Annotated in this window: 16 protein-coding genes; 13 read left to right on the forward strand and 3 right to left on the reverse strand. The window is 50.6% G+C overall.

Annotated elements, in window-relative coordinates:
• Positions 1–78 precede the first annotated feature (78 nt).
• Both YC6258_RS29505 and YC6258_RS05595 read left to right on the forward strand, forming a co-directional pair.
• Positions 79–987 carry a CAP domain-containing protein gene (locus YC6258_RS29505; protein WP_044616155.1) on the forward strand — a complete coding sequence of 303 codons (909 nt, stop codon included), beginning with the start codon at positions 79–81 and terminating at the stop codon, positions 985–987.
• A gap of 506 nt (positions 988–1,493) precedes the next feature.
• Positions 1,494–2,075: an aspartyl/asparaginyl beta-hydroxylase domain-containing protein gene (locus tag YC6258_RS05595; RefSeq protein ID WP_044616156.1), complete on the forward strand. Its 582-nt coding sequence runs from the start codon at positions 1,494–1,496 to the stop codon at positions 2,073–2,075.
• Between the two features lie 29 nt (positions 2,076–2,104).
• Here YC6258_RS05595 and YC6258_RS05600 read toward each other — a convergent pair whose 3' ends face one another.
• Complete coding sequence (locus YC6258_RS05600; RefSeq protein WP_044616157.1) at positions 2,105–2,293, reverse strand: hypothetical protein; 189 nt, start codon at positions 2,291–2,293, stop codon at positions 2,105–2,107.
• Positions 2,294–2,708: 415 nt separating this feature from the next.
• Between YC6258_RS05600 and YC6258_RS05610 the strand changes: the two genes are divergently transcribed.
• Both YC6258_RS05610 and arfB read left to right on the forward strand, forming a co-directional pair.
• Positions 2,709–3,347, forward strand: coding sequence for a YceI family protein (locus tag YC6258_RS05610; protein WP_044616159.1), 639 nt, complete (start codon positions 2,709–2,711; stop codon positions 3,345–3,347).
• 135 nt (positions 3,348–3,482) lie between these two features.
• A complete protein-coding gene (gene arfB / locus YC6258_RS05615; protein ID WP_044616160.1) occupies positions 3,483–3,896 on the forward strand; it encodes an alternative ribosome rescue aminoacyl-tRNA hydrolase ArfB in 414 nt (137 codons plus the stop codon).
• Positions 3,897–4,562: 666 nt separating this feature from the next.
• Here arfB and YC6258_RS05620 read toward each other — a convergent pair.
• Complete coding sequence (locus YC6258_RS05620) at positions 4,563–4,973, reverse strand: zinc-ribbon domain containing protein (protein ID WP_052830089.1); 411 nt, start codon at positions 4,971–4,973, stop codon at positions 4,563–4,565.
• 491 nt (positions 4,974–5,464) lie between these two features.
• Between YC6258_RS05620 and YC6258_RS05625 the strand changes: the two genes are divergently transcribed.
• Both YC6258_RS05625 and YC6258_RS27065 read left to right on the forward strand, forming a co-directional pair.
• Positions 5,465–7,546, forward strand: a complete 2,082-nt coding sequence (locus YC6258_RS05625) for a phytanoyl-CoA dioxygenase family protein (RefSeq protein ID WP_052830090.1) — start codon at positions 5,465–5,467, stop codon at positions 7,544–7,546.
• A gap of 7 nt (positions 7,547–7,553) precedes the next feature.
• Positions 7,554–8,723, forward strand: a complete 1,170-nt coding sequence (locus YC6258_RS27065) for a sulfotransferase family protein (protein WP_052830091.1) — start codon at positions 7,554–7,556, stop codon at positions 8,721–8,723.
• A gap of 24 nt (positions 8,724–8,747) precedes the next feature.
• On the opposite strand, the gene YC6258_RS05635 is transcribed toward YC6258_RS27065, so the two are convergent.
• On the reverse strand, positions 8,748–9,206 hold the full coding sequence (locus YC6258_RS05635) for a hypothetical protein (RefSeq protein WP_044616161.1): 459 nt from the start codon (positions 9,204–9,206) through the stop codon (positions 8,748–8,750).
• A gap of 221 nt (positions 9,207–9,427) precedes the next feature.
• Here YC6258_RS05635 and YC6258_RS05640 point away from each other — a divergent pair, with 221 nt between their 5' ends.
• The 7 genes from YC6258_RS05640 (at position 9,428) to YC6258_RS05670 (ending at position 22,910) form a co-directional block, all read left to right on the forward strand.
• Entirely contained in the window at positions 9,428–9,952 is a 525-nt protein-coding gene (locus YC6258_RS05640; protein WP_044616162.1) for a GNAT family N-acetyltransferase, read from the forward strand.
• An 86-nt stretch (positions 9,953–10,038) separates the two neighbouring features.
• Positions 10,039–10,347 (forward strand): DUF6916 family protein, encoded by a 309-nt coding sequence (locus tag YC6258_RS05645; protein WP_044616163.1) that lies wholly within the window; start codon positions 10,039–10,041, stop codon positions 10,345–10,347.
• A gap of 50 nt (positions 10,348–10,397) precedes the next feature.
• A complete protein-coding gene (locus YC6258_RS05650; RefSeq protein ID WP_044616164.1) occupies positions 10,398–10,937 on the forward strand; it encodes a phage tail protein in 540 nt (179 codons plus the stop codon).
• 11 nt (positions 10,938–10,948) lie between these two features.
• The gene (locus tag YC6258_RS05655; RefSeq protein ID WP_044616165.1) at positions 10,949–11,467 is read left to right on the forward strand and encodes a phage tail protein; all 519 of its coding nucleotides are present in this window, start codon (positions 10,949–10,951) and stop codon (positions 11,465–11,467) included.
• A gap of 17 nt (positions 11,468–11,484) precedes the next feature.
• Positions 11,485–12,048: a phage tail protein gene (locus tag YC6258_RS05660; RefSeq protein WP_044616166.1), complete on the forward strand. Its 564-nt coding sequence runs from the start codon at positions 11,485–11,487 to the stop codon at positions 12,046–12,048.
• A 305-nt stretch (positions 12,049–12,353) separates the two neighbouring features.
• On the forward strand, positions 12,354–13,421 hold the full coding sequence (locus YC6258_RS05665) for a TIGR03032 family protein (protein ID WP_044616167.1): 1,068 nt from the start codon (positions 12,354–12,356) through the stop codon (positions 13,419–13,421).
• A gap of 36 nt (positions 13,422–13,457) precedes the next feature.
• On the forward strand, positions 13,458–22,910 hold the full coding sequence (locus tag YC6258_RS05670; RefSeq protein ID WP_044616168.1) for a DUF4347 domain-containing protein: 9,453 nt from the start codon (positions 13,458–13,460) through the stop codon (positions 22,908–22,910).
• Positions 22,911–23,182 lie beyond the last annotated feature (272 nt).

Genomic DNA, 23,182 nt, shown 5'->3' on the forward strand with positions numbered 1-23,182 from the left:
ATTACCTGTCCTCCTTTTGTTTGTCGTCACGGTGCGACATATGCCAATGACTGATCCCGACAGGGCTGAGAATGTTTTATGAATAGAATAGTAAACCCGTATTATTGCGCACTGGTTATGCTGGTTACTCTGAGCGGCTGTAATACCACCGCAGATGGGGAGCAACAGCAGATTATTCGTTTAAGTAACGGCCAGGCCGTGACTGGGTTGACCGCCAGCGCCGGAGGTGATCAATACTTTATGCTGGATGTCCCGGCGGATGTTACAGATCTGACCTTTACGATCAGTGGCGGATCGGGGGATGCGGATTTATACGTCAGGGCCGGCTCGCTGCCAGAACTCAGTCAGTTTGATTGCCGTCCTTTCTTAAAAGGCAACGAAGAAAGTTGCAGCGGACTGACAGAGACGAACATTCCATATTATGTCATGTTGCACGGTTCGTCCGATTATACAGACGTGACGCTGTTGGCAGGTTACAAGCAGGAAAGCAGCAGTGGTGGTAATGATGATGGCAGTGATAACAGTGGTGGGGATGGTGGTGGCCAGACCGCAGAGTGCGTTATCACCGATATTGAGGCTCAATTGCTGGCCGCTCATAATGAGGCAAGAAGTCAGGCACGCAGCTGCGGTGATGAATATTTCCCCGCCGTACCGGCCTTATCCTGGAACTGCAAACTGGCCAGCACCTCGACACTGCATAATCAGGACATGATTGACAAAAACTACTTCAGTCATACTGGTTCCGATGGATCGGGACCGGGGGATCGCGCTAAAGATGCAGGTTACGACTATTCCTGGGTCGGTGAAAACATCGCGGCCGGTTATAACGGCATCACCAGCGTCATGGATGGCTGGCTGAACAGCCCCGGGCACTGTCGCAATATCATGAACAGTAACTACACTGAAATGGGCGCATCAAGGCTGGACGGTACCTCCCAGACAACCTACTCCCCATACTGGACCGCCATGTTCGGTCGGCCTCGATGATTACCGGTCAGAGATACTGGTAAGTGTCTTTTTTGTCGGGGAGTTGCAGGCAGCACTTCCCGCAATAACCATAAAAAAATCCAGCCTCTGCTCCATCTCATCGACACAATACTCCTACCATCAAGGTGATTGCCGTTCTATCGGCGTTGCAACCCCCTGCAAGCTTAAAACAATCGGTGAAATACATTGTTTGCGAATTTAATGTCTGCTGAGATTTTGATTAATTAAGCAAGTAATTGTTTTTATGGAATAAGTATTTTTATCAGGATTCCTGTTTAACCAATGTTTGGTTCTACATATCACAGAATTAACCGCCGTTATCATTGATATATCAAAATATATTTGCTGTGTTAATCAATCACCTGATGACGGTGCTATTGCGAAATTTCATGGAAGGGTGCTAATCAACATCTCATACATTTGTACTAGTAATTATATCGAGACTCAAAATTAGTCTTTAATATGATTTTGGTTGTAAGACTCACTTATGTCAGCAGGGGAAAAATATGCTTTTTTCACGTCTGGATCTGCCGGTAGACTTTGCGACGATCAGAAACGAAATCAGAACCTTGCTGAGTGCCAGCTGGGTTGATCATGTCAATGCCGGTGGTTATGGTGGTAAATGGGATGTTCTGCCATTAAGAACTCTCAAAGAACATCACGGACGTCACCCCATCTTGCAGGCTTTTTCGATCGATTCCCACGGACATTGGGCAGACCTGGATATTCTGAAGCGTTGTTCATCGTTGCAAAAATGGTTGGCATCATTCCAATGTCCGCTGAAGTCTGTGCGGTTGATGCGGCTTGCTCCTGGCGGCCATATCAGACCTCATCGTGATCCTGGACTGGACTGGCGTTCCGGTGAAGCCCGGCTACATCTGCCAATTTGGACTGATACCAATGTTCACTTCATCGTCAAAGGGCAATCAGTGCCCATGCAGGCCGGAGAGCTCTGGTACATCAACGCCGGAGAAGTTCATGAAGTCAGGAATGACAGTGAGCGGGATCGTATTCATCTGGTCATCGATTGTGAGGTCAATGACTGGTTGTTCGAGTGTTTTGACGATGACTCTGTGATGTCGGCCTGACACACGTTCCTTAAGCAGGATCCGGCCCTTCACAGCAGAATTACCTGATAACGCTCTATAACTCTTTCCCAAAGTCGTTGGTGGGTCGCTATTTCGCCATTGTTGGCTTTGGAAAGTGGCACCTGTAATCCGTGTATTCGAATCACTGCCAGGACATCAGTATGGCCGATGGTTTTGCCAACTCCCTGGCCAGAATTCCAGGAACGACCGCAATACATGCCGTTTCCAATGATACAGAGAGCTTTGAATATTATTGATATTCTCGGGATAGCTGCCATGTCTGATAATCTCGCGCAGGAAATCCATTACCTGAATCATGACCCTGGCCCCCCAATACACCGAACAATTCAGCTCCCCATGGGACCACTACTTCCTTGCCCGGAAGAAAGAGTAAAATCCTTCCAACGTAGTTCAGGACAATACGTCCACTACCTTTTATTTTGAAACTGCGCGAAGGCCAGGTTACCTGGGTGGTTTTCCAAGCTCATATCAATGATCTTTTGCAGGCCGGGTGAGCAATGCAAATACGGGGTTTCATGACCGCCACAACGCCATCCATCAAAATCCCGATAGAATAGGCAAGATCTGCAACCAACATGTTAGGATAGTATTTTTAACCTTGAACCAAGGGCCATGAAACAGACTCGTTTTTTGATTTGCACCGCATTTTTATGGAGCCTTTTCTGCTCTTCAGCCTGGGCCACCGTATATATCATTGACAGCCAACAATCCTATCTTCACATCCTGACCGGTCGGGCCGGGCCGCTTAAAGCCTTTTCACACCGGCATGTCATCGAACTTGGTCCGTTGATCGGGCAGATTCAATATCAACCGCAGGGCACATCGACAAGCGAATTAGTATTATCTCCCGCAACTTTTTTGGTGGACAGGCCTGAGACCACTGCCCGCTATCCAGATATCTGGGGAGAGGAAACGGTTAAAGAAAGCGCTGCCAAAGGCACCAAGAAGAACATGCTCAGCGACAAACTGCTGGATGCTGCCAACTTCCCGGTTGTCACGGTGGATATCAATCTTGAGCAACAGGAAAATACCGTTTTTGAGACGACAGTTACCATCAAAGGCCAATCATTTACCTTTCAGATTCCAGGTAAGTTAACAGTCAATGAAAACGATCTGACAGCGACTACTGAATTCACATTGACCCATGAACAGTTGGGATTAAAACCCTTTAAGGCCATGGGCGGCGCAATTGCGGTGGGCGATGAAATTAACTTCCTGGTACATATCGTGGCGACACCCGTTGAGCAGTGATAAAACGATGCCGTCCAGCATTCCCGAGGGATCGTTAACGGATAATTACCTTGTTTGCAGTAGTTTTCGGTTCCGGATGGCAGGCTGTTCACATCGACCACATTCAGTTATCAATTTGATCCGGCATTAGTATTTATGTTGCAGATTTCCAGTCAGGTTTTCATTCCCGATCACGAAATTCAGTTTGAAGCCATCCGTGCCCAGGGAGCGGGTGGACAAAATGTGAATAAGGTTTCTTCAGCCATTCATTTATATTTCAATATCAACGCATCTTCACTGCCACTGTTTTACAAAGAACGCCTGCTGGCCCTGAAAGACCGGCGGGTCAGCAAGGAGGGGGTGATCGTCATTAAAGCCCAGCGCTTCAGAACGCAGGAGAAAAATCGCACCGACGCCCTGGAACGATTACAGGCATTAATCCAAAACGCGGGTGTGCAACAAAAAGCCAGAAGACCCACCAAACCTTCCCGGAGTTCCCAAGAGAAACGCATGAACCGTAAAACCATCAGAGGTAAAACGAAGGCATTGCGGGGGCGGGTGGTTGAGTGAGGTTTTGGTCTGCTGTTTTTTTTCCAACTCATTAAAACCAGACTATCTTGATTCCCCGCTTAGGGCTCCAGGAAGGCGTTTCCAATAATACTGCGGTTATTTATTTTATATGATCGGAATAACCGCCATGCCTGATAATCTCACGCAGGAAATCCAGTACCTGAATTACAATAATGGCACCCAATACACCGAAAAATTCAGCTCCCCACTTCCTTGCCCAGGACGAATCTAACAATAGCGATCATTCCAATGGCAACAGGAATATAGAGCAAAATCCTTCCAATATGCTTGAGAGCGATACGTCCACTACCTTTGGTTTTGAAACCGTCTATTACGTCAAACGCTGTAGCCCCTTGTTGATGTTAACGGGCTTTCTTTTCGATTGATCAGATTATCCGGTTTCATGTATTCGTTAATAATATCTTTTAACGTTGGCTCTGTTGATATCAGGCAGGTCTGACATATCAGTCATACACTCGCAAGAAAACTAACGAGACCTGCTATTAATCTGACATGCAATCATGCTGGGTTAACAGGATTATTGCCGCAAGATATCAGTACACGATTCCAAACATCCTGTTATCAGTTCGATGCATAGCTTTTGACCGTTTTACGTTTTTCTTGTTCATTAATGGCTGTGAAGAAATAAATGTGGCATGGCGTTTGTTAACCTAATTTATCCACTTTGGATCGATCTTTCATGCATCCGATTTTTATCAATGTTTTAGCCACAACCCGAAACTTTCGAATCTCATCAGGTGAAGGTTTTTCCAGCTTCTGTAATCGCTCGTAATGTTTCTGTAGCTTCTTAACCTTGTGAGTTTTGATTCGACAGTCAACGCAGTGAATACATTTGGCGTTATTCCAAAACCCGAGCACTTCATACCAATACTTTTGCTCTTTAGCAAAAAAATAGAATTTTCGGCCACACTTCTGACAAGTCAATAGCATGTCCGTATATGAGTCGTGGTAAGCATACACGGCATCAGTCGCGTTTTGCTTTGAAGGATTTCCTTCAATGGTTTCCTCTTTTCCCGGTTTGGGATTTGGAAATCCGGGGTGATTGGCTAATTCCATCTGTTTCCTTAAGGCTAACGGCTCAGTTTGGGGTGATAGCAACCGTATTACACAGGCGCCTGATCCTATGCATCGCAATATTTTGGAGTTTATCGCGACAAAGTGTTTAAAGATATTTTATAAAGATCCCGCCAGCTTGTGAGGGCGTTACCGCAAAGGTGATACCCTCTGGTATATCCGGAGTATCACGATAAGCTTCAAAAAATGTTCGGATGCATTGCTGACAGACCGCATCAGATTCAGCGTGCCGAGCAGCTTCCTGGTCGTACTTTCGATTGAGTTTATTGGGTATCTCAGCAGAGTGAGCTTTACTGAATGGAGTCCAGGTTCGTTTTACAACAATAAAAAATACGGATGTGCTTTTCACGCCTGATGTCGCTGGTGGAATTATCGGCTTGTCAGGATCTTTACCGCAATGCCAGAACGGTCCCAGGTCTCTTGTCCGGCACGTCTCGTATCTGGTTACTGAGAATCGCAATCAGGAAGTATGTATGTCACCCGTACAACCAACCTCCCACGATAAAGATTTCTTACCCGGCAACGATATGGAGATCGGGCCAGAGCGGCTGGCGGATGACATTATTGAGCATGTCTCGGCACTCATGGATACCGCTCCGGATGCCGGTTTTGCCAAGACGCACATAGATGCTCTGGTAACGGCGTTTGCCGGTCTGACCGGCATATCTGCCAATGATGATCTGGGCCAGACCTTGGGCATGTCGTTGCAGTCCGGTATTGCACTGTCTCCCGTTCAGGCTGCGAAATGTCTGCAGGACCTGATGCGCACTCACACATTTATAGTTGCGGTGACCAAAGCCATCCAGGATCAACTGGCCGTTAAGGGACAAGTGGAAATCCTCTATGCGGGCACCGGACCTTATGGATTGCTGCTGGTGCCGGTACTGGCCTGCCTTCAGGATCGCCGTGTACGGGCAACGTTGCTGGATATTCATCAGGAAAATATCGCCGCAGTTACTCGTGTCGTCGAAAGTCTGGGGATTCAGAATTATATTCGCGCCGTTGAGCTTGCCGATGCCACAACCTGGCAGCCACCGCAGGGATTACGATTTGACATTGTACTTTCCGAAACCATGAACTGGATGCTCAAGAACGAACCTCAGGTGCTGATCTTCAGCCACCTGCAACAGTATCTGAGAGATACTCAAAGTGTGTTGATTCCGCAGCATGTAGTGTTGGATGCCTGCCTGTATAACGCCGGTCAGTTCAGCCGCTACTGCCAGGGTGAATGTGACAAGCCGGCCGAAACATCATTGGGAATATTTGCATGTCTTAATCGCCAAACGGCCACCGCAATAGCGAATGGTCAGACTCAGGTGCTGAACGGGACAATTCATATTCCCGATCCATTACCCGATGGTCAGAACGCGCTCAAATTCCGTACCGAGGTACAGGTTTATCAGGACCTGTGGTTGCGTGAGAGGCAGTCGTCTTTATGTATTGCGATGACGTTTGATCACCGGCAATTTTCCCCAGGGGATGTGATTGTCATGAATTATCTGTTCGGCGCTGCTGCCAATGGAGAACCGCCGGGTTTTGATATCGGTTTTCCCGACAAGAGTGTCGCCAACGTTGAACCGGTGTCTGCACAGCAGATTGGTATGCTGGGTATTCGTCATCTACAACGGTTGTGGCACAAAGCACAGCTGCAAAAGGTCGGGCAGCTTGATAGTGATCTGACTGCCAAAGAATGGGTGTTGGATCGTACCCTGATCGATCTGTTAGGGGTTGGTCTTGGCGAGTGTCTGGAGTTTTTGTATCACCAGGCGACAGATTTCAATGTGTTTGAACAGTGGCTGTTGGACTGTAGTCCTGACGGTTTTGATACTGAACGAGTTAAAAACATGAATGCCGTCATTGATCGGTTACTCAGTCCTCCGTTACCGCAAAAAAGCAGTCCGTCTTTTCTCAGCACTGAGCAGTTGGCATTCTGGCATGAGCAGGGTTATCTGGTGGTGGAAGGGGTGTTGAATGAATCACAATGCCAGGCGACGGTCGACTTGATTTATCAGTTTCTGGATAAACACCCTGAGCAACCACTAAGCTGGTATGAGCCGCATCCGGCCATGCATAATATTATGGTGCAGTTGTTCCGGCACCCGATTCTGGATGACAATCGCCGGTCTGAAACAGCCCGCAAAGTATTCGCAGATTTATGGCAAACCGACAGGTTGCAGTGTTCGGTAGATCGCGTTGGTTTCAACCCGCCGGAAACGGATCAATATTGTTTTCAGGGTACCCGTTTGCATTGGGACTTGGACTTTTCCAAGCCACTCACATTCTCTACCCAGGGATTAATCTATCTGACCGATGTTGCGCAGGACCAGGGTGCGTTCCGGTGTGTGCCCGGATTTCATCACCACTTGCAAGACTGGTTGGCGGGCTTACCGTCAGGATCTGATCCCAATCAGCAGGATTTGAGTATGCTAACGGTTAAAAATATTGCCGCACCGGCAGGTTCACTGGTGATCTGGCATCAGTTTTTGCCTCATGGAGCAAGTCCAAACCGGGCCCGGCATCCGCGATTGGTGCAGTATGTGAATATGACTGCGTGACGTGTGTATGGCAGCCACGGCGTCAGCGTTTGAGCAGATATTTTATAAACTGGTGACTTCGGAAACATTGTTATCGAAGTATCATACCTGCTCAAATATGGAAAACCTGTTGCAAGGACTTGCTGCCGACCTGGGCGTTGAAGGGCTTACCTCCACTCAACTGTTGAACATGATTCAGCAACGAAACAAGCATGCAATCCCGATCTCATTATCCGACTTAAAGTTATGCTGGTTACCATCCGGATACTGTATTCAGCGACAACAATGCAAGTGGCAATTAAAACCTCAAACACTGCCTTTTGCACCGTTTTACGATGCTCAGCTGAGTCAGGCCCGTGGTGCATCGTTATTATCGGTATTACTGCAGCCGGCCACTGAATTACAGTCTCTGCTTGCCCAGGCCCAGGGCGTTGAAAGGGTGAAACCGGTTGGATTTATTTTTCACTTATCCCGCTGTGGCTCAACGTTAATGGCCAATGCACTGGCGGCGACGGGAGCCGTTCAAGTCATCTCAGAGGCCTCGTTTCTGACGGATCTTCTGCTGGATGAAGCTCTGGTGGATGAGCAGAAAATAATTGCATTACAGATGCTGTTCTCAATTTTTGATTTGCCGTTGCTGGTGAAATTCAACGCCTGGGACATTGGACTTCTACCGTTGATTCGCCAGGCTTTTCCCGATACGCCGGTATTATGTTTAACACGCGAACCCTTCGGTATTCTGGCATCACACCGTCACCTGGCGGGTATTCACATGGTGCCGAAAAACCCGGTTGCGCGTTATCTTGATTTGCCGATCGGTGACTCACCCCTGGTTTATCGTTGTGCCGTGTTGCAGAAACTGATGACCGTGATGCGTCAGCAGTATCTGTCTGCTCCGGACTTGTCTGTTCAAATACTTGATTATGACCGGTTGAGCCCAGGTGGCACGGCCAGTGAGGATGTGGTTGAACGGGTATGCGGATATTTCTCATTACCACCGCTGACGGCTTCTCAACGACAGCAGATCAGAGATACCATCCACTGGGATGCCAAAATGCCAGGGCAGCGATTTATTGCAAAGGTCAGAGATCAGTATTACGGCTTTGACAACGCTGAAATCCAGTTCATCCAGCAGGCGCTGATGCCGGAATATGCACTATTACAAAAGTTGCCGGTTGATGGTAAAGCACTGTTTTAACAACGTTTGTCGTTCAAAAAACGGTTAATCACGTAACCATTTTTCCATCGTTGGATACTCATCAGGCCGGCACATTTGCCAATAGGCCAGTAGTGGGTGACCAAAACCACCGCGGGTGGAAAAAGCCTCAATATAATTCTTTGAACCACCTTTGTAGCCATCCGGGTGAAACAGGATCTCTGCAGCCAGTCCGATTTTGGTACATGCGGCCCACGACCACGCGATTGCGGCCATTTCCTCCGCCGGCCCATGACCACATTTATGAACATCGCCGCTCAGGTCATATCGCTGAGTGGCAGGTGTTACTGCAATATGTCCGGCTTCATGGAGAAGATCGCCCGGGTACTTCAGTTGTTTGGAGTCAATCTTCAAAGTGCCATGATCAATCAATATACCTGGCAGAAACGTATCATTTTTAATGGTTTCGAATTTGACTGGTATGTGTATGTCGTTCAGGAATATCAAAATTTTTTCGGTATTCATCGGGTTATTAAGATCCGTTATTGGAAGAGCAGGTAGTGATCTTCCGTTCTTAATTGGAAAATTTCTTAAAAAAATTTTATGTGATACCTGTTAGTGTGGCACCCATATTAAGGGAGTGCGTCATACTATTTTACGGGACGATAATTTCGAGTTATGTGGAAATTCCAAAAACGGCTGTCTACCCTGACAAAGTAAGGAAAGAGCCCAGGGAATATGCATTCATGAATTATAAAAATATAAACCTGCCGGGAAATCTGGCTATTCGGCCGGCCCGACCCAGTGATCGTGTTTTTCTCGAACACCTGCATCAATCCACTCGCGAAGATTTGCAGGCCATTGAGGCCGATGCTGAATTTATTCAGTCCATCATCGATATGCAGTATCGCGCGCAAACCCAGGGATATCAGAGTCAATTTCCGAATGCGATGTCATTCATCATTGAATATCAACAACAGAGTGTAGGCCGTTCAGTATTGGATTTTGGTCCTAACGAAATTCGGGTTGTGGATATTGCGCTGATACCTGCCGCTCGTGGTCAGGGTTTTGGTGAGGCAGTGATCCGGGCTTTTATGTTAGCTGCACAACAGGTTATGACACCGTTAACCTTATCTGTTACCGAACAGAACCTCGTTGCCAGACAGCTCTATAGCCGGATGGGATTTCAGGTAGAGGAAATTGCAAGGCCCTATATCAGAATGATCTGGTATCCATCGTCGAGTGTGGATGTTATGTCCATGAGTGTTTAAAACGCTGCCTATCGTAATTCATCTCGCTTGCGATTGGGTTTTTAAATCAATCCCTAAGAAGTAAGACACCACAAAGAGGTCAGTCTATGCAGGATTTTAACTATCAGAACCTGTCCCCGCTGGTGGGTCAGACTGTGGAAGTATCTGATCCCGAAAATAACCAGAAACTCACCCAACTTACAATTAAAGGAGTGTCCTTAAAAGCACCAAACGGTGAAGAATACGAAGCATTTTCAGTTCTCTTGAAGGGTGATGAAGACTTTCATCTACCGCAAAACAATTATTCTTTTGCTGTTCCGGGATTGGGTGAACAAACCTTGTTTATGAGTCCTAACAGCCTGGATGAATATGAAATAGTGATTTGTCGTTCACGTCAGAGCAAAACGTCTTCCTGAGTGTGAAATACATCATTACTTTGCTAATCAAATAACAACAGGAGGGTTCTATGGCGGAACCTTTTTTAGGCGAAATCAAACTCTGGGCCATTGGTTATGCGCCGGTTGGCTGGGCCAATTGTGATGGTCAGGTCATGGATGTCAGTCAGAATGGTGCTCTCGCCAGTCTGCTGGGATTTCACTTTGGTGGTAATGGTACAACCACTTTTGCGTTGCCGGATATGCGTGGCCGAACACCGTTGAACTATCCAAATACCAGTGGCATTTCACTGGGTACGAAAGGGGGTATTGATGCCGTTTTGCTGGACAATTCAGAAATGCCCAGACACACACATCTCCTTCAGGGCAACAATTCGCAAGGTGTTAACTTTACACCTGTTCGACCTGGAACCGTAAAAATCGATCCGCAAATGTTTGCCCTGGTCGGTAATTCTGTTCCGTATTATACCCAAGACCTGAACAGCGTAACGTCTCTGTCACCGGCGACCGTCGGTCTGGCAGGACAAAATATTGCTCATGATAACAATCAGCCCAGTGTGGTGCTGCGTTTTACCATCGCACTAACGGGTTATTACCCTTCCAGAAACTAGGAGAAACGGTTATGGCAGAGTCATATATCGGAGAAATTCGGATTTTTGCGGGTACCTTTGCTCCGCGGCAATGGACGTTTTGTGAAGGGCAGATACTGTCTATCGCCGATCATAGTGCCTTGTATGCTGTCATAGGCACAGCGTACGGAGGGGATGGTCGGTCGAGCTTCGGTTTGCCGGATTGTCGTGGACGTTTGCCCGTGCATACCGGCAATGGCAATGGTCTGACCCCCCGGGTTCAGGGACAGAGTTATGGTTCTGAAAGGGTCACGCTAACGGTTGATCAGCTACCGGCACATACGCATTTATTTCAGGTTTCGGGTAATGCGCCCGATGAGGTAGACCCGGCGGGTATGTATATCGCCAAATCAACCCATTATGCGCCAGTTTCCAAAGTAACAGCGACCGGGCCTCTGGCTTCAGAAAGCATCTTGCCTGTCGGGCAAAGTGGTTATCATGAAAATATGATGCCGACCATGTTTATGAACTTTATTCTCAGTTTGCTGGGCACCTTTCCAAGCCGTAACTGACAAACGGGAGACAGCATATGTCTGAACCATTTATCGCAGAAATCAGAATATTTCCCTATACCTTTGCGCCCAGTGAATGGGCCTACTGTGCCGGACAGGTGATCAGTATTGCTCAAAATAACGCGTTATTCGCTATCGTCGGTGATATGTATGGTGGTGATGGTCGTAGTACTCTTGGGTTGCCCAATCTATACGATCCATATGGGTTAGGGGTTGCCGGAGCTGGCGATGGTCCTGGTCTGACCCCCCGTCTGGTGGCACAACGATATGGTGCACCGGAAGTTACTCTGACCGAACTATCGATGCCTGCTCATAATCATGAACCGGTCACCGTTGCGTTTGCTCCGCCCCTGGAGGTGGTGGACACTCCGTCCAGTGATACATATTTATGTCAGTCATTGAATAGCGGTATGCCGGCCAGTATCAACTACAAGGTACCGGTACCAACGGATACGCAAGTGGATATGGCCGAGGATATGCTCACAGAGCAGGGGGGCTATCATTCTCATGAAAACCGACAACCGTTTTTATGTGTGCCATTTTGCATCGCCTTGAGCGGTATCTTTCCTGCCAGAAACTGAAATATTCGAATGGTAATCACGATATGACAGGTACGCCGATCGGGCCAAACAGGGTGATGCATGGATGCATCATCATTAGCGTGAACCCCGGCTGCAACACTGTGTGATTCGCAGAACCCTGGGGATCTTCTGATCTTTAAATATAAGTTATCATGGTTTTTTTATATATTTCTCCTGCTGTTCTGAACTTTGACGTTTTTTTTGAAGATAACTTGAATATCCAAAAGTTTGCTACTTTACTGTTAGAAGCAGTCAAATTTCTAATGATCGGATGCTTTACTGTTGGATAGACAGAATCTCATTGGATGAAATTTTTTTATTTGTGGGATTTTATGAGCCTGGCTAAATACTCTGCGGATATTCCCGAATACTTGCGTCAGCTTGGGATTGCTCTGGTCATCACTTCAAATACGGCGGGGCGAATTTTTACGCTCTCTTCGGATGGTCATCAAGTTAATCAAACCTCTGTCAGGGTGAGAAAGCCGATGGGCATCGCGCTCAATGGCGAATACATGGCCATTTCCAATTTTCAGGGTGTAACTCTGTATAAAAACGACAAACGCTCGACCGGGTTGATGCCGGAGAACCCGTTCTCCAGATTGTTCTATCCGATGACCCATTTTGTTTCTTATGGTCTTAACCATCATGATCTGGCCTTTACCCGCCATGGGCTGATAAGCGTAAACACCACCTGTGCCTGTCTGGGGCAGGTCGATACTTATGGTGAATATGGTTTTAAAACGTTTTGGAAGCCCGAGTTCATTTCCCGTCTGTCACCCGAAGACTGCTGTCATTTAAACGGCATGGCTGTTGATGAAGAGGGTGAAATCCGTTACGTGACTGCTTTCAGCACCAATGATGTTGGCAGCAGTTGGCGGGAAAATGTCATGGCGGCGGGTGTTGTGATTAATGTGCAGACCGGGGCAACCGTACTTGATGGTTTTACCATGCCCCATTCACCTCGCTGGTATAACAACCGCCTTTATTTTTTTTCCTCTGCTACAGAAGAGCTGTTCGAATACTTTCCTGAACAGCAGACCGTTAACAAACTGTTTCAATTCGATGGTTTTATTCGTGGTCTCGATTTCGCTGGTCAGTATGCATTTATCGGTGTATCCCGGTTACGAAAAAGTCGCGCGTTCGGTTTTTTGCCGATCGTTGAAAAAGTGATCAGGCCCGGTGTCGTAGTGTTTGATCTGCAGGCACGCAAAGTGGTTGGTGAAATTGTATTTCCGGATGGAGTTGATGAAATCTTTGATGTCAAGGTTTTACCGGATACCGAAAGCGCCACTGTATATGATCCCAATGCACCGGGAGCGATGAAAGCCATAATTTCGGAGTCACTGATCAGTTGGATCAGAGAAGATAATTAATTACATAAGTTTGCAAAAGCAAGGCTGGTGTGCGTCATGAAATACAAGAATACTTCCAGGCAATTTCATGAAACGAATTTATTAACCCGCTATCGAATTGATGATCGTTTTGTTCGCGACAGAACCATTCGACGGGCGGCCATTCGGTATTTGCGGTTGTTGGACCAGGATAGCGTCTCTGCTGCGCAGCAGAGTAAAGCGGTTCGCAAACTCAAGCGTTCCTATTCGAAGTATTCGTGGTTCCATAAGGTTTCCAAGACCCTGACCTTTGCCTCGTTTCTGTTGTTCATGCAGGGGCAGAATGCATATGCCTCCACGCAACTGGCTGATGTGACCTCGCAACGGCTGGAAAAAGACCTCAGTCATTATTCTCAGGCGGTACCAGTGCTGCCGGCTGTCAACTTGGCATCAGAAACACTGATCGTCGCCGATCAACAATCATTGGGCTATGGCGCTGATTTGTCCCTTGGCGACAAAAAGCAATTGCTGCACATTGTATCTGCCCGCCCATCCAGTTCGCAGGCTGATGATGGTTTCTTTGTGTCTGACTCCCATGTACTGACCGTCATCGATACCTCTGTGCCTGATTGGGAGGACATCTACTATGCCGTGACTGTTGGTGAAATACTGGTTCTCGATAATGACGGCAAACCACTGGAGCAGATACTTGGCAAACTTCAGAAAATGCCCAGGGTCGAATTGATCAATATTATTTCCCACGGCCGGGACGGTGAGATTGCACTGGCCAACACCCATGTCACGGCTGAGTCTCTGCAACAGCAGGCGTCATTGTGGCAGGCCATTGGTGCGCAGATGGATGCCGATGCGCAGATTCAGGTGTTTGGGTGTGAAGTGGCCAAAACCCAGAAAGGTAAGGATTTTATCGATGCCCTGGCCGATGTGACCCAGGCTGAGGTGGCTGGTTCCATCAATCCTACCGGTGACGCCGCGCAACAGGGTGACTGGACCCTGGAATACTTTGCCGACAATCGGACCGGTCAGCAGTTGAATACTTTCAACAGTGAACAGATTCTGCGTTACAGCAATATTCTGGTAGATACCACTTATAACTTTAACAGCTTCATCCAATGTAACGGCTCCGACTGGAGTGCGCCGTATTCCGCAAGCTGTACCACGCCTATTGGGGATCTGACTGCCAGAGCTTTCGGCTCATCCCTGATGGTCGGTTTTTATAACTCCAACCTCGATGTAGTGATTGATGACGATGGTTCCGCTGGTACGGCCGATAAAATCGGTGCCATAGGTGGAGGCGGTGTGGGCAGTGCAGGCAGCCCGCGTTATGTGGAGTTTCGCAAGACCGACAACAGCCTCTATTCCGCAAAAACGGTGGATCTGGCCATCTGGACCTATCACACCAATACCGGGCAGCCACCGTACTCCGATACATTGACCATTACCGCGTATGACGGATCCAATGCCCAGGTCGGTTCCATTACTGTCGATCCGGTATATCGCGACGACTACTATTATCTGGACTTTTCCAACCCGACAGCAGGCTATACCCGTAATAATGGTTTCTATTCCAGCGCACCAACGATCACGGCATCCGGTAGCTTCAATAACATTGCCAAAGTCCGGTTCAAGATTAATCAGAATACCTTTTATATTGATGACCTGGTGTTGTCGGTGGGGGCATCCAACAATGCGCCGACCAATATTACCCTCGGAACATCGAGTATCAACCAAAGTGCTACCGGCGCAGCGGCTGTCGTTGGTAGCCTGACGACCACCGATCTGGATGGATCGGACACCCATACCTATTCTTTGGTCACCAATGGCAGCTCTGGTTATGGCAGTTGTGGTGCTACCGGTGATGACAATAACAGCAGCTTCCAGATTTCCAGTGCCAACCTGCAAACGGCCAGCAGTTTGTCAGCGGGTAGCTACAATGTTTGCGTGCAAACCAATGATGGTACCGACACGTATCAAAAAACCTTTGCGATAACTGTCAATGACGATGTGGCTCCGAGCGGCCACAGTGTCAGTTTTGACGACACCACCATTAACGCCTCAGAAGTATCGAGCCAGAGTTTCACCTTTGCCTCAGCGGAAGTCGGTGCCACTTACAGTTACACCATTTCCAGTTCCGGTGGCGGCACTAACGTCACTGGTTCCGGTACCCTGAGTACAGCGACCGATCAGATCACTGGTCTGAGTTTATCTGGCCTCGGTGATGGCACATTAACTTTGTCGGTAGTGGTGACTGATTCTTCTGCCAATGCCGCCACAGCCGTTACCGATACCGCTACACTGGATTCTGTTGCGCCAAGTGGCCACAGCGTCAGCCTGGATAGCAGCACTTACAACGCGACTTCTGCTACCAGTGCCAGCTTTACCTTTGCAGACGGTGAAATCGGTGCCGCGTACAGTTACACCATCAGCAGTTCCGGCGGCGGTGTCAACGTCACTGGTTCCGGTATTCTCAGCACCGCCACCGATCAAATCACTGGCATCGATCTCTCGAGCCTGGGTGATGGCACCCTGACGATCTCGGTAGTCGTGACTGATGTTGCGGGCAATGCTGCAACCACGGTGACCGATACCGCAACGATGGATACCACCGCACCGAGCGGCCACAGCGTCAGTTTTGACGACAGTGCGATTAATACCTCCGAGGCTTCCAGCCAGAGTTTCACTTTTGCCAGTGGCGAAGTGGGTGCGAGCTACAGTTACAGCATCTCAAGCTCCGGTGGTGGCACGCCAGTGACCGGTTCCGGTACCCTCAGTACCGCGACTGATCAGATTACCGGTCTGGATCTCTCCGGCCTGAGTGATGGCACCTTAACCTTATCGGTGGTGCTCACCGATACCGCTGGTAATGCGGCGACCGCCGTGACCGACACCGCCGCACTCGATGGCACCGCGCCAAGCGGCCACAGCGTCAGTCTGGATAGCAGCACTTACAACTCTACTTCTGCCACCAGTGCCAGCTTTACCTTTGCCAGTGGTGAAGTCGGCGCGAGCTACAGTTACAGCATCAGCAGTTCCGGTGGCGGCACCAACGTCACCGGTTCCGGTACCTTGAGCACCGCGACTGATCAGATTACCGGCATCGATCTGTCCGGCCTGAGCGACGGCACCCTGACCATCTCCGTAGTTCTGACTGACCCGGCCGGCAATGCCGCAACCGCCGTGACCGATACGGCTACGTTGGATGCCACCGTACCCAGCGGCCATAGCGTCAGTCTGGATAGCAGTACTTACAACGCTACTTCTGCTACCAGTGCCAGCTTTACCTTTGCGGGTGGCGAAGTCGGAGCGGGTTACAGTTATAGCATCTCAAGTTCCGGCGGCGGCACCAACGTCACGGGTTCCGGTACCCTCAGCACTGCGACTGATCAGATCACCGGCGTGGATTTGTCGGGCCTGGGTGACGGTACTCTGACCATCTCGGTAGTGGTGACCGATGTTGCTGGCAATGCCGCAACCGCGGTGACCGATACCGCAACCCTGGATACCACCGCACCAAGCGGCCACAGCATCAGTTTTGACGACAGTGCTTACAGTGCCACCGAAGCCGGCAGCGCCAGCTTTACTTTTGCCAGTGGTGAGGTGGGTGCGAGTTACAGCTACAGCATCAGTAGTTCCGGTGGCGGCACCAACGTCACCGGCTCCGGTACCCTGAGCAGTGCCACCGATCAGATTAGTGGTCTGGATCTTTCCGGCCTTGGTGATGGTACGCTGACCGTGTCGGTGGTGCTCACCGATACCGCCGGTAATGCCGCAACTGCGGTGACCGATACTGCGACTCTGGACAGCACCGTGCCGAGCGGTCACAGCGTCAGTCTGGATAGCAGCACTTACAACTCTACTTCTGCCAGTAGTGCCAGCTTCACCTTTGCCAGTGGTGAAATCGGTGCCGCGTACAGTTACACCATTAGCAGTTCCGGCGGCGGCACCAACGTCACTGGTTCCGGTACCCTCAGCACCGCCACCGATCAAATCACCGGCATCGATCTCTCGGGTCTTGGTGATGGCACCCTGACCATCTCAGTAGTCGTGACTGACACGGCCGGTAATGCTGCAACCGCGGTGACCGATACCGCAACGATGGATGCCACCGCGCCGAGTGGCCACAGCGTCAGCTTTGACGACAGCGCAATTAATACCTCCGAAGCTTCCAGTCAGAGTTTCACTTTTGCCAGTGGCGAAGTGGGTGCGAGCTATAGCTACAGCATCTCAAGCTCCGGCGGTGGCACGCCAGTGACCGGTTCCGGTACCCTCAGTACCGCCACCGATCAGATCACCGGTCTGGATCTCTCCGGCCTGAGTGATGGCACCTTAACCTTATCAGTGGTGCTCACCGATACCGCCGGCAATGCGGCGACCGCCGTGACCGACACCGCCGCGCTTGATGGCACCGCACCAAGCGGCCACAGCGTCAGTCTGGATAGCAGCACTTACAACTCTACTTCTGCTACCAGTGCCAGCTTTACCTTTGCCAGTGGTGAAGTCGGCGCGAGCTACAGTTACACCATCAGCAGTTCCGGCGGCGGCACCAATGTCACCGGTTCCGGTATTTTGAGCACCGCGACCGATCAGATTACCGGCATCGATATATCCGGCCTGGGTGACGGCACCCTGACCATCTCCGTGATCGTGACGGATCCGGCCGGCAATGCCGCAACCGCTGTGACCGATACCGCAACCCTGGATGCCACGGCACCGAGCGGCCAGAGTGTCAGTCTGGACAGCAGTACTTACAACGCTACTTCTGCCACCAGTGCCAGCTTTACATTTGCGGGTGGCGAAGTCGGCGCGGGTTACAGTTACACCATCTCAAGTTCCGGCGGCGGCACCAACGTCACGGGTTCGGGTACCCTCAGCACTGCGACTGATCAGATCACCGGCGTGGATTTGTCAGGCCTGGGTGACGGTACTCTGACCATCTCGGTAGTGGTGACCGATGTTGCCGGCAATGCCGCGACCGCGGTGACCGATACCGCAACCCTGGATACCACCGCACCAAGCGGCCACAGCGTCAGTTTTGACGACAGCGCAATTAATACCTCCGAGGCTTCCAGCCAGAGTTTCACTTTTGCCAGTGGCGAAGTGGGAGCGAGTTACAGTTACAGCATCTCAAGCTCCGGTGGCGGTACGCCGGTGACCGGTTCTGGAACGTTGGCTACAGCGACCGATCAGATTACCGGTTTGGATTTATCGGGCCTGAGTAATGGCACCTTAACCTTATCGGTGGTGCTCACCGATACCGCCGGTAATGCCGCGACCGCAGTCACTGACACCGCCGCACTCGATGGCACCGCGCCAAGCGGCCATAGCGTCAGCCTCGATAACAGCTCTTACAACGCCACCACCGCCACCAGTGCCAGCTTTACCTTTGCCAGTGGTGAGGTTGGTGCGAGCTACAGTTACAGCATCAGCAGTTCTGGTGGAGGCACCCCAGTGACCGGCTCTGGAACGTTGGCGACGGCGACCGATCAGATCACCGGCATCGATCTATCCGGCCTGAGTGATGGCACGTTGACCATCTCCGTGATCGTGACGGATCCGGCCGGCAATGCTGCAACCGCCGTGACCGATACTGCAACCCTGGATGCCACGGCACCGAGCGGCCAGAGTGTCACCTTGGATAGCAGTACTTACAATGCGACTTCTGCCAGTAGTGCCAGCTTCACCTTTGCGGGTGGCGAGGTCGGAGCGGGTTACAGTTACACCATCTCAAGCTCCGGTGGCGGCACCAACGTCACGGGTTCCGGTACCCTCAGCTCTGCGATTGATCAGATCAACAGTATCGATCTTTCCGGCCTGAATGATGGCACTCTGACCATCTCGGTCATCGTGACCGATGTTGCCGGCAATGCCGCAACCGCGGTGACCGATACCGCAACCCTGGATACCACTGCGCCGAGCGGTCACAGCGTCAGCTTTGACGACAGTACCATTGGTAGCGCTGACGCATCGAGTCAGAGTTTCACCTTTGCCGGCGGTGAAGTGGGAGCGAGCTACAGTTACAGCATCTCAAGCTCCGGTGGCGGAACACCGGTGACCGGTTCTGGTACGTTGACCACAGCGACCGATCAGATCACTGGTATCGATCTCTCCGGTCTCAGTGACGGCACCGTGACCTTGTCGGTGATAGTGACTGACACAGCAGGTAATGCGGCGACTGCGGTGACCAACACCGCTACGCTGGATACTGCAGCGCCCAGTGGCCACAGCGTCAGCCTGGATAACAGTACCTACAACACCACTGATGCCGCCAGTGCCAGCTTTACTTTTGCCGGTGGCGAGGTTGGCGCGAGCTACAGCTACAGCATCAGCAGTTCTGGTGGTGGCACTGCAGTGACTGGCTCCGGCACCCTCAGCACCGCGACCGATCAGATCACCGGCATCGATCTCACCGGTCTCAGTGACGGCACCCTGACCCTCTCGGTGGTCGTGACTGACCCGGCCGGTAATGCTGCGACGGCGGTGACTGATACGGCCATTCTGGATGCCGCGACCCCAAGTGGTTACAGCATCAGTGTAGGGGACACAGTGCTCAATGCCTCCGAGGCAACCGATCTGAGTTTCACTTTTGCCGGCGCTGAAGTCGGGGCAACCTATAACTACAGCATCAGCAGTTCCGGCGGCGGAACGCTGGTGACCGGCTCCGGTACATTGAGCAGTGCAACTCAGCTGATCGATAGTATCGATGTTTCTGGCCTCAGTGACGGCACTCTGACCATCTCCGTAACTCTGACCGACACCAGTGGCAACACCGGAGCAGCGGTAACGGCCACTGCAGAGTTGGATCGCACCGCGCCAACCGTGGCAACCAACAGCGGTCTGACATTGAAGACCGGCTACACCAAAACCATCAGCGCCAGTCTGTTGAGTGCAACGGATGCGGTGAGTAGCAGTTTGACATTCACGGTGACCAGTGTGCCGACCAATGGCAGCCTGAAACGCAGTGGTAATGTGCTGGCCAATTCCGATACCTTTACTCAGGCGGATCTTGATGCCGGCCTGATCAGCTATACCCATGATGGCGGCAGCAGTACCAGCGACAGCTTCGGCTTCAGTGTCATGGATGCGGCTGGCAATAGTCTGACCGGTCAAAGTTTCAGTCTGACCGTCAGCAACACCAACGCTGCACCGACCATTACCGGTAGCCCGGAGACCAGTGTTGCCGAAGACAGTGCCTATAGTTTCATTCCAACCACCAGTGACAGCGATGGCGATACCCTGACTTTCAGTATCAGTAATCAACCGTTGTGGACGGATTTTGATAGCGCGACCGGTGCCTTGACCGGAACTCCGGTGAATGGCGACGTGGGCAGTTACAGCAATATCGTGATCAGCGTCAGCGACGGTACCGCCAGTGTCAGCCTTGCCGCGTTCAGTATTACCGTGAGCAACGTCAATGATGCGCCAGTGATAACTGGCACACCCGGAACCACCGCGGAAATCGGTGTGACTTACAGCTTTACCCCAACTGCCAGTGATGTGGACATTGGTGATACTCTGACGTTCAGCATCAGCAATCAACCGTCCTGGGCCAGCTTTGATACCAGCACCGGTGCATTGACGGGTACTCCTGCCAGTGGTGATGAGGGCGATTATGCAGGTATTGTGATCAGCGTCAGCGATGGTACTGCCAGTACCAGCTTGCCGCCTTTCGATATCACTGTGGTGGTGGCCACCGATACCGATGGTGATAACGTTCCGGACTATCAGGAAGTCATTGACGGTACTGATCCAAATGATCCGGAAGATTATCTCGATACCACCGATCCGGTGATTAGTGCGCCTGATGACGTGGTATTTGATTCTACCGGTCTTTATACCGTGATCTCGCTGACACAGCTGCTCGGGCTCGACAGCGATGCCGATACCAGCACTATCGATGCAGCGTTGGCGGCACTGGTAAGCGATAACATTGATGGCGATGGCTGCTGTGAGCCGAATGTCGTTGGCATGGTTAATAATGCGGTGCTGCTGCCACCCGGACTCAATTACGTGACCTGGCAGGCCACCGACCACAAAGGCAATACCGGCAGTGTGGATCAGATCGTTCGCATCCGGCCGCTGGTGTCCTTCGCTAAAGACAAAACCGTCGTGGAAGGCGCGCCTACCCGCTTTAAAGTACTACTCAATGGCGCTGCACCGGATTATCCATTCTCTGTGCCGGTCATTATTGATACCGCCAACAGCACCGCTGACAGCAGTGATCACGATCTCAGCGATAACCTGGTGATCTTTACCAGTGATGAAATATCGAAAGTTATTGCCTTCAATATCAATACCGACAGCACTTTCGAAGGGACTGAAATTCTGACCCTCAAACTGGATGATCAGACCAGTGACAGTGATGATCTCAGTGGCGGATATGATCCGGACAATATCGATATCTACGACATCAACTCGGGCGTGAAAAACACCATGACCTTCTTCCTGGTGGAAGGCAACATCGCACCGGAAGTCACCCTGAATCTGCAACAGAACGGCAGCAGTACCATACTGGTGACACCGGATGGTGGTAATGCCACTATGACGGCTACGGTGGTCGATCCGAACACCGGTGATACCTTTACCTACAGCTGGAGTGCCAGTGCCAGCAGTCTGGTGGATATTGAGGACGACATTAACGAAGCAACCTTCGAGTTTGATCCCAGTGTGCTCAAAGCTGGCCGCTATCGCCTGCAACTGACCGTAACCGATTCAGAGGGTGCCAGCGACACGGCCCGGTTGTACTTCCAGGTTGTGGCGGCATTACCGACACTCATTGGCAGCACTGATAGTGATGGTGATGGCACTGATGACGCAACCGAAGGTACTGGTGACAGTGACGACGACGGCATTCCTGATTATCTTGATAACATCGTTGCCACCAACGTACTGCCGGAACAGGCCAGGGTGACCGACTCCTTCCTGCTCGAATGTGATCCGGGAGTGCTGTGTCGGCTGGGTCAGTTTGCCATGATGAGCGAAGGCGGTGGTGCACGACTCAGTGAAGACGATCTGAGTAATCAAAGTGATCTTAAAGTCGATAAAGACTACGACTTTAAAGGTGGCATATTCGACTTTGAGATTCAGGATCTGCCAACTCTTGGACAAACCGTGCGCATTGTATTGCCACTGACAGAAGCCATTCCTGAAAATGCCGTTTACCGGAAATATCAGAATGGCGAGTGGAGTAACTTTGTGGAAGACGCCAACAACGAAATCCACTCCGCACCGGGTCGTCTGGGTTACTGCCCACCTCCGGGAGATGACAGTTGGGTCAGCGGCATGCAGGTTGGTTACTACTGTGTGCAATTGACCATTGAAGACGGGGGTGCCAATGATGCCGATGGACTGGTGAATGCCGTCGTCGAAGATCCCGGTGCCATCGGGGTTAGAGCGTCCTCCGCCATACAGGGCAACGGTTGGTCCGGTACTGCAGGTGTGGGACTGCTCGCACTACTGGGCGCGTTGCTGATGGGTGTACGGAGAAACCCAAAAACCCCGGCGGACAAACAATAGCCTGCTAACTGTCAGAGCCACGATAGTGGCTCTGACAGGTTCTTGCTTTAAAGGCTGTTTATATTCTATTGGTCTGTTGTGTTTATAACCGGATTCTTAAGCGAGATACTGATGTTTTTAATTTATACCAACCACCTGGTTTAAATGAATACACCTGAAATCAAACACGCCGTGAAAACATCCCTGTTGGCTCGACAGCAGCATCCATGCTGCTGACGGTCTGATTTCAGGTGTATTCATTACTTCTATTCTTATTATTAACCTGGCAATTA

The organism is Gynuella sunshinyii YC6258 (genome assembly GCF_000940805.1).
Classification (GTDB): domain Bacteria; phylum Pseudomonadota; class Gammaproteobacteria; order Pseudomonadales; family Natronospirillaceae; genus Gynuella; species Gynuella sunshinyii.

Excerpts from the sequence above, each read along its gene's own strand:
- YC6258_RS05665 (WP_044616167.1), top strand. The coding sequence starts at position 12,354 with ATGAAATTTTTTTATTTGTGGGATTTTATGAGCCTGGCTAAATACTCT.
- YC6258_RS05645 (WP_044616163.1), top strand. The coding sequence starts at position 10,039 with ATGCAGGATTTTAACTATCAGAACCTGTCCCCGCTGGTGGGTCAGACT.
- YC6258_RS05655 (WP_044616165.1), top strand. The coding sequence starts at position 10,949 with ATGGCAGAGTCATATATCGGAGAAATTCGGATTTTTGCGGGTACCTTT.
- YC6258_RS05620 (WP_052830089.1), bottom strand. The coding sequence starts at position 4,973 with ATGGAATTAGCCAATCACCCCGGATTTCCAAATCCCAAACCGGGAAAA.
- YC6258_RS05635 (WP_044616161.1), bottom strand. The coding sequence starts at position 9,206 with ATGAATACCGAAAAAATTTTGATATTCCTGAACGACATACACATACCA.
- YC6258_RS05625 (WP_052830090.1), top strand. The coding sequence starts at position 5,465 with ATGTCACCCGTACAACCAACCTCCCACGATAAAGATTTCTTACCCGGC.
- YC6258_RS05595 (WP_044616156.1), top strand. The coding sequence starts at position 1,494 with ATGCTTTTTTCACGTCTGGATCTGCCGGTAGACTTTGCGACGATCAGA.
- YC6258_RS05670 (WP_044616168.1), top strand. The coding sequence starts at position 13,458 with ATGAAATACAAGAATACTTCCAGGCAATTTCATGAAACGAATTTATTA.
- YC6258_RS27065 (WP_052830091.1), top strand. The coding sequence starts at position 7,554 with ATGGCAGCCACGGCGTCAGCGTTTGAGCAGATATTTTATAAACTGGTG.
- YC6258_RS05640 (WP_044616162.1), top strand. The coding sequence starts at position 9,428 with ATGAATTATAAAAATATAAACCTGCCGGGAAATCTGGCTATTCGGCCG.
- YC6258_RS05600 (WP_044616157.1), bottom strand. The coding sequence starts at position 2,293 with ATGTATTGCGGTCGTTCCTGGAATTCTGGCCAGGGAGTTGGCAAAACC.
- YC6258_RS29505 (WP_044616155.1), top strand. The coding sequence starts at position 79 with ATGAATAGAATAGTAAACCCGTATTATTGCGCACTGGTTATGCTGGTT.
- YC6258_RS05610 (WP_044616159.1), top strand. The coding sequence starts at position 2,709 with ATGAAACAGACTCGTTTTTTGATTTGCACCGCATTTTTATGGAGCCTT.
- YC6258_RS05660 (WP_044616166.1), top strand. The coding sequence starts at position 11,485 with ATGTCTGAACCATTTATCGCAGAAATCAGAATATTTCCCTATACCTTT.
- YC6258_RS05650 (WP_044616164.1), top strand. The coding sequence starts at position 10,398 with ATGGCGGAACCTTTTTTAGGCGAAATCAAACTCTGGGCCATTGGTTAT.
- arfB (WP_044616160.1), top strand. The coding sequence starts at position 3,483 with ATGTTGCAGATTTCCAGTCAGGTTTTCATTCCCGATCACGAAATTCAG.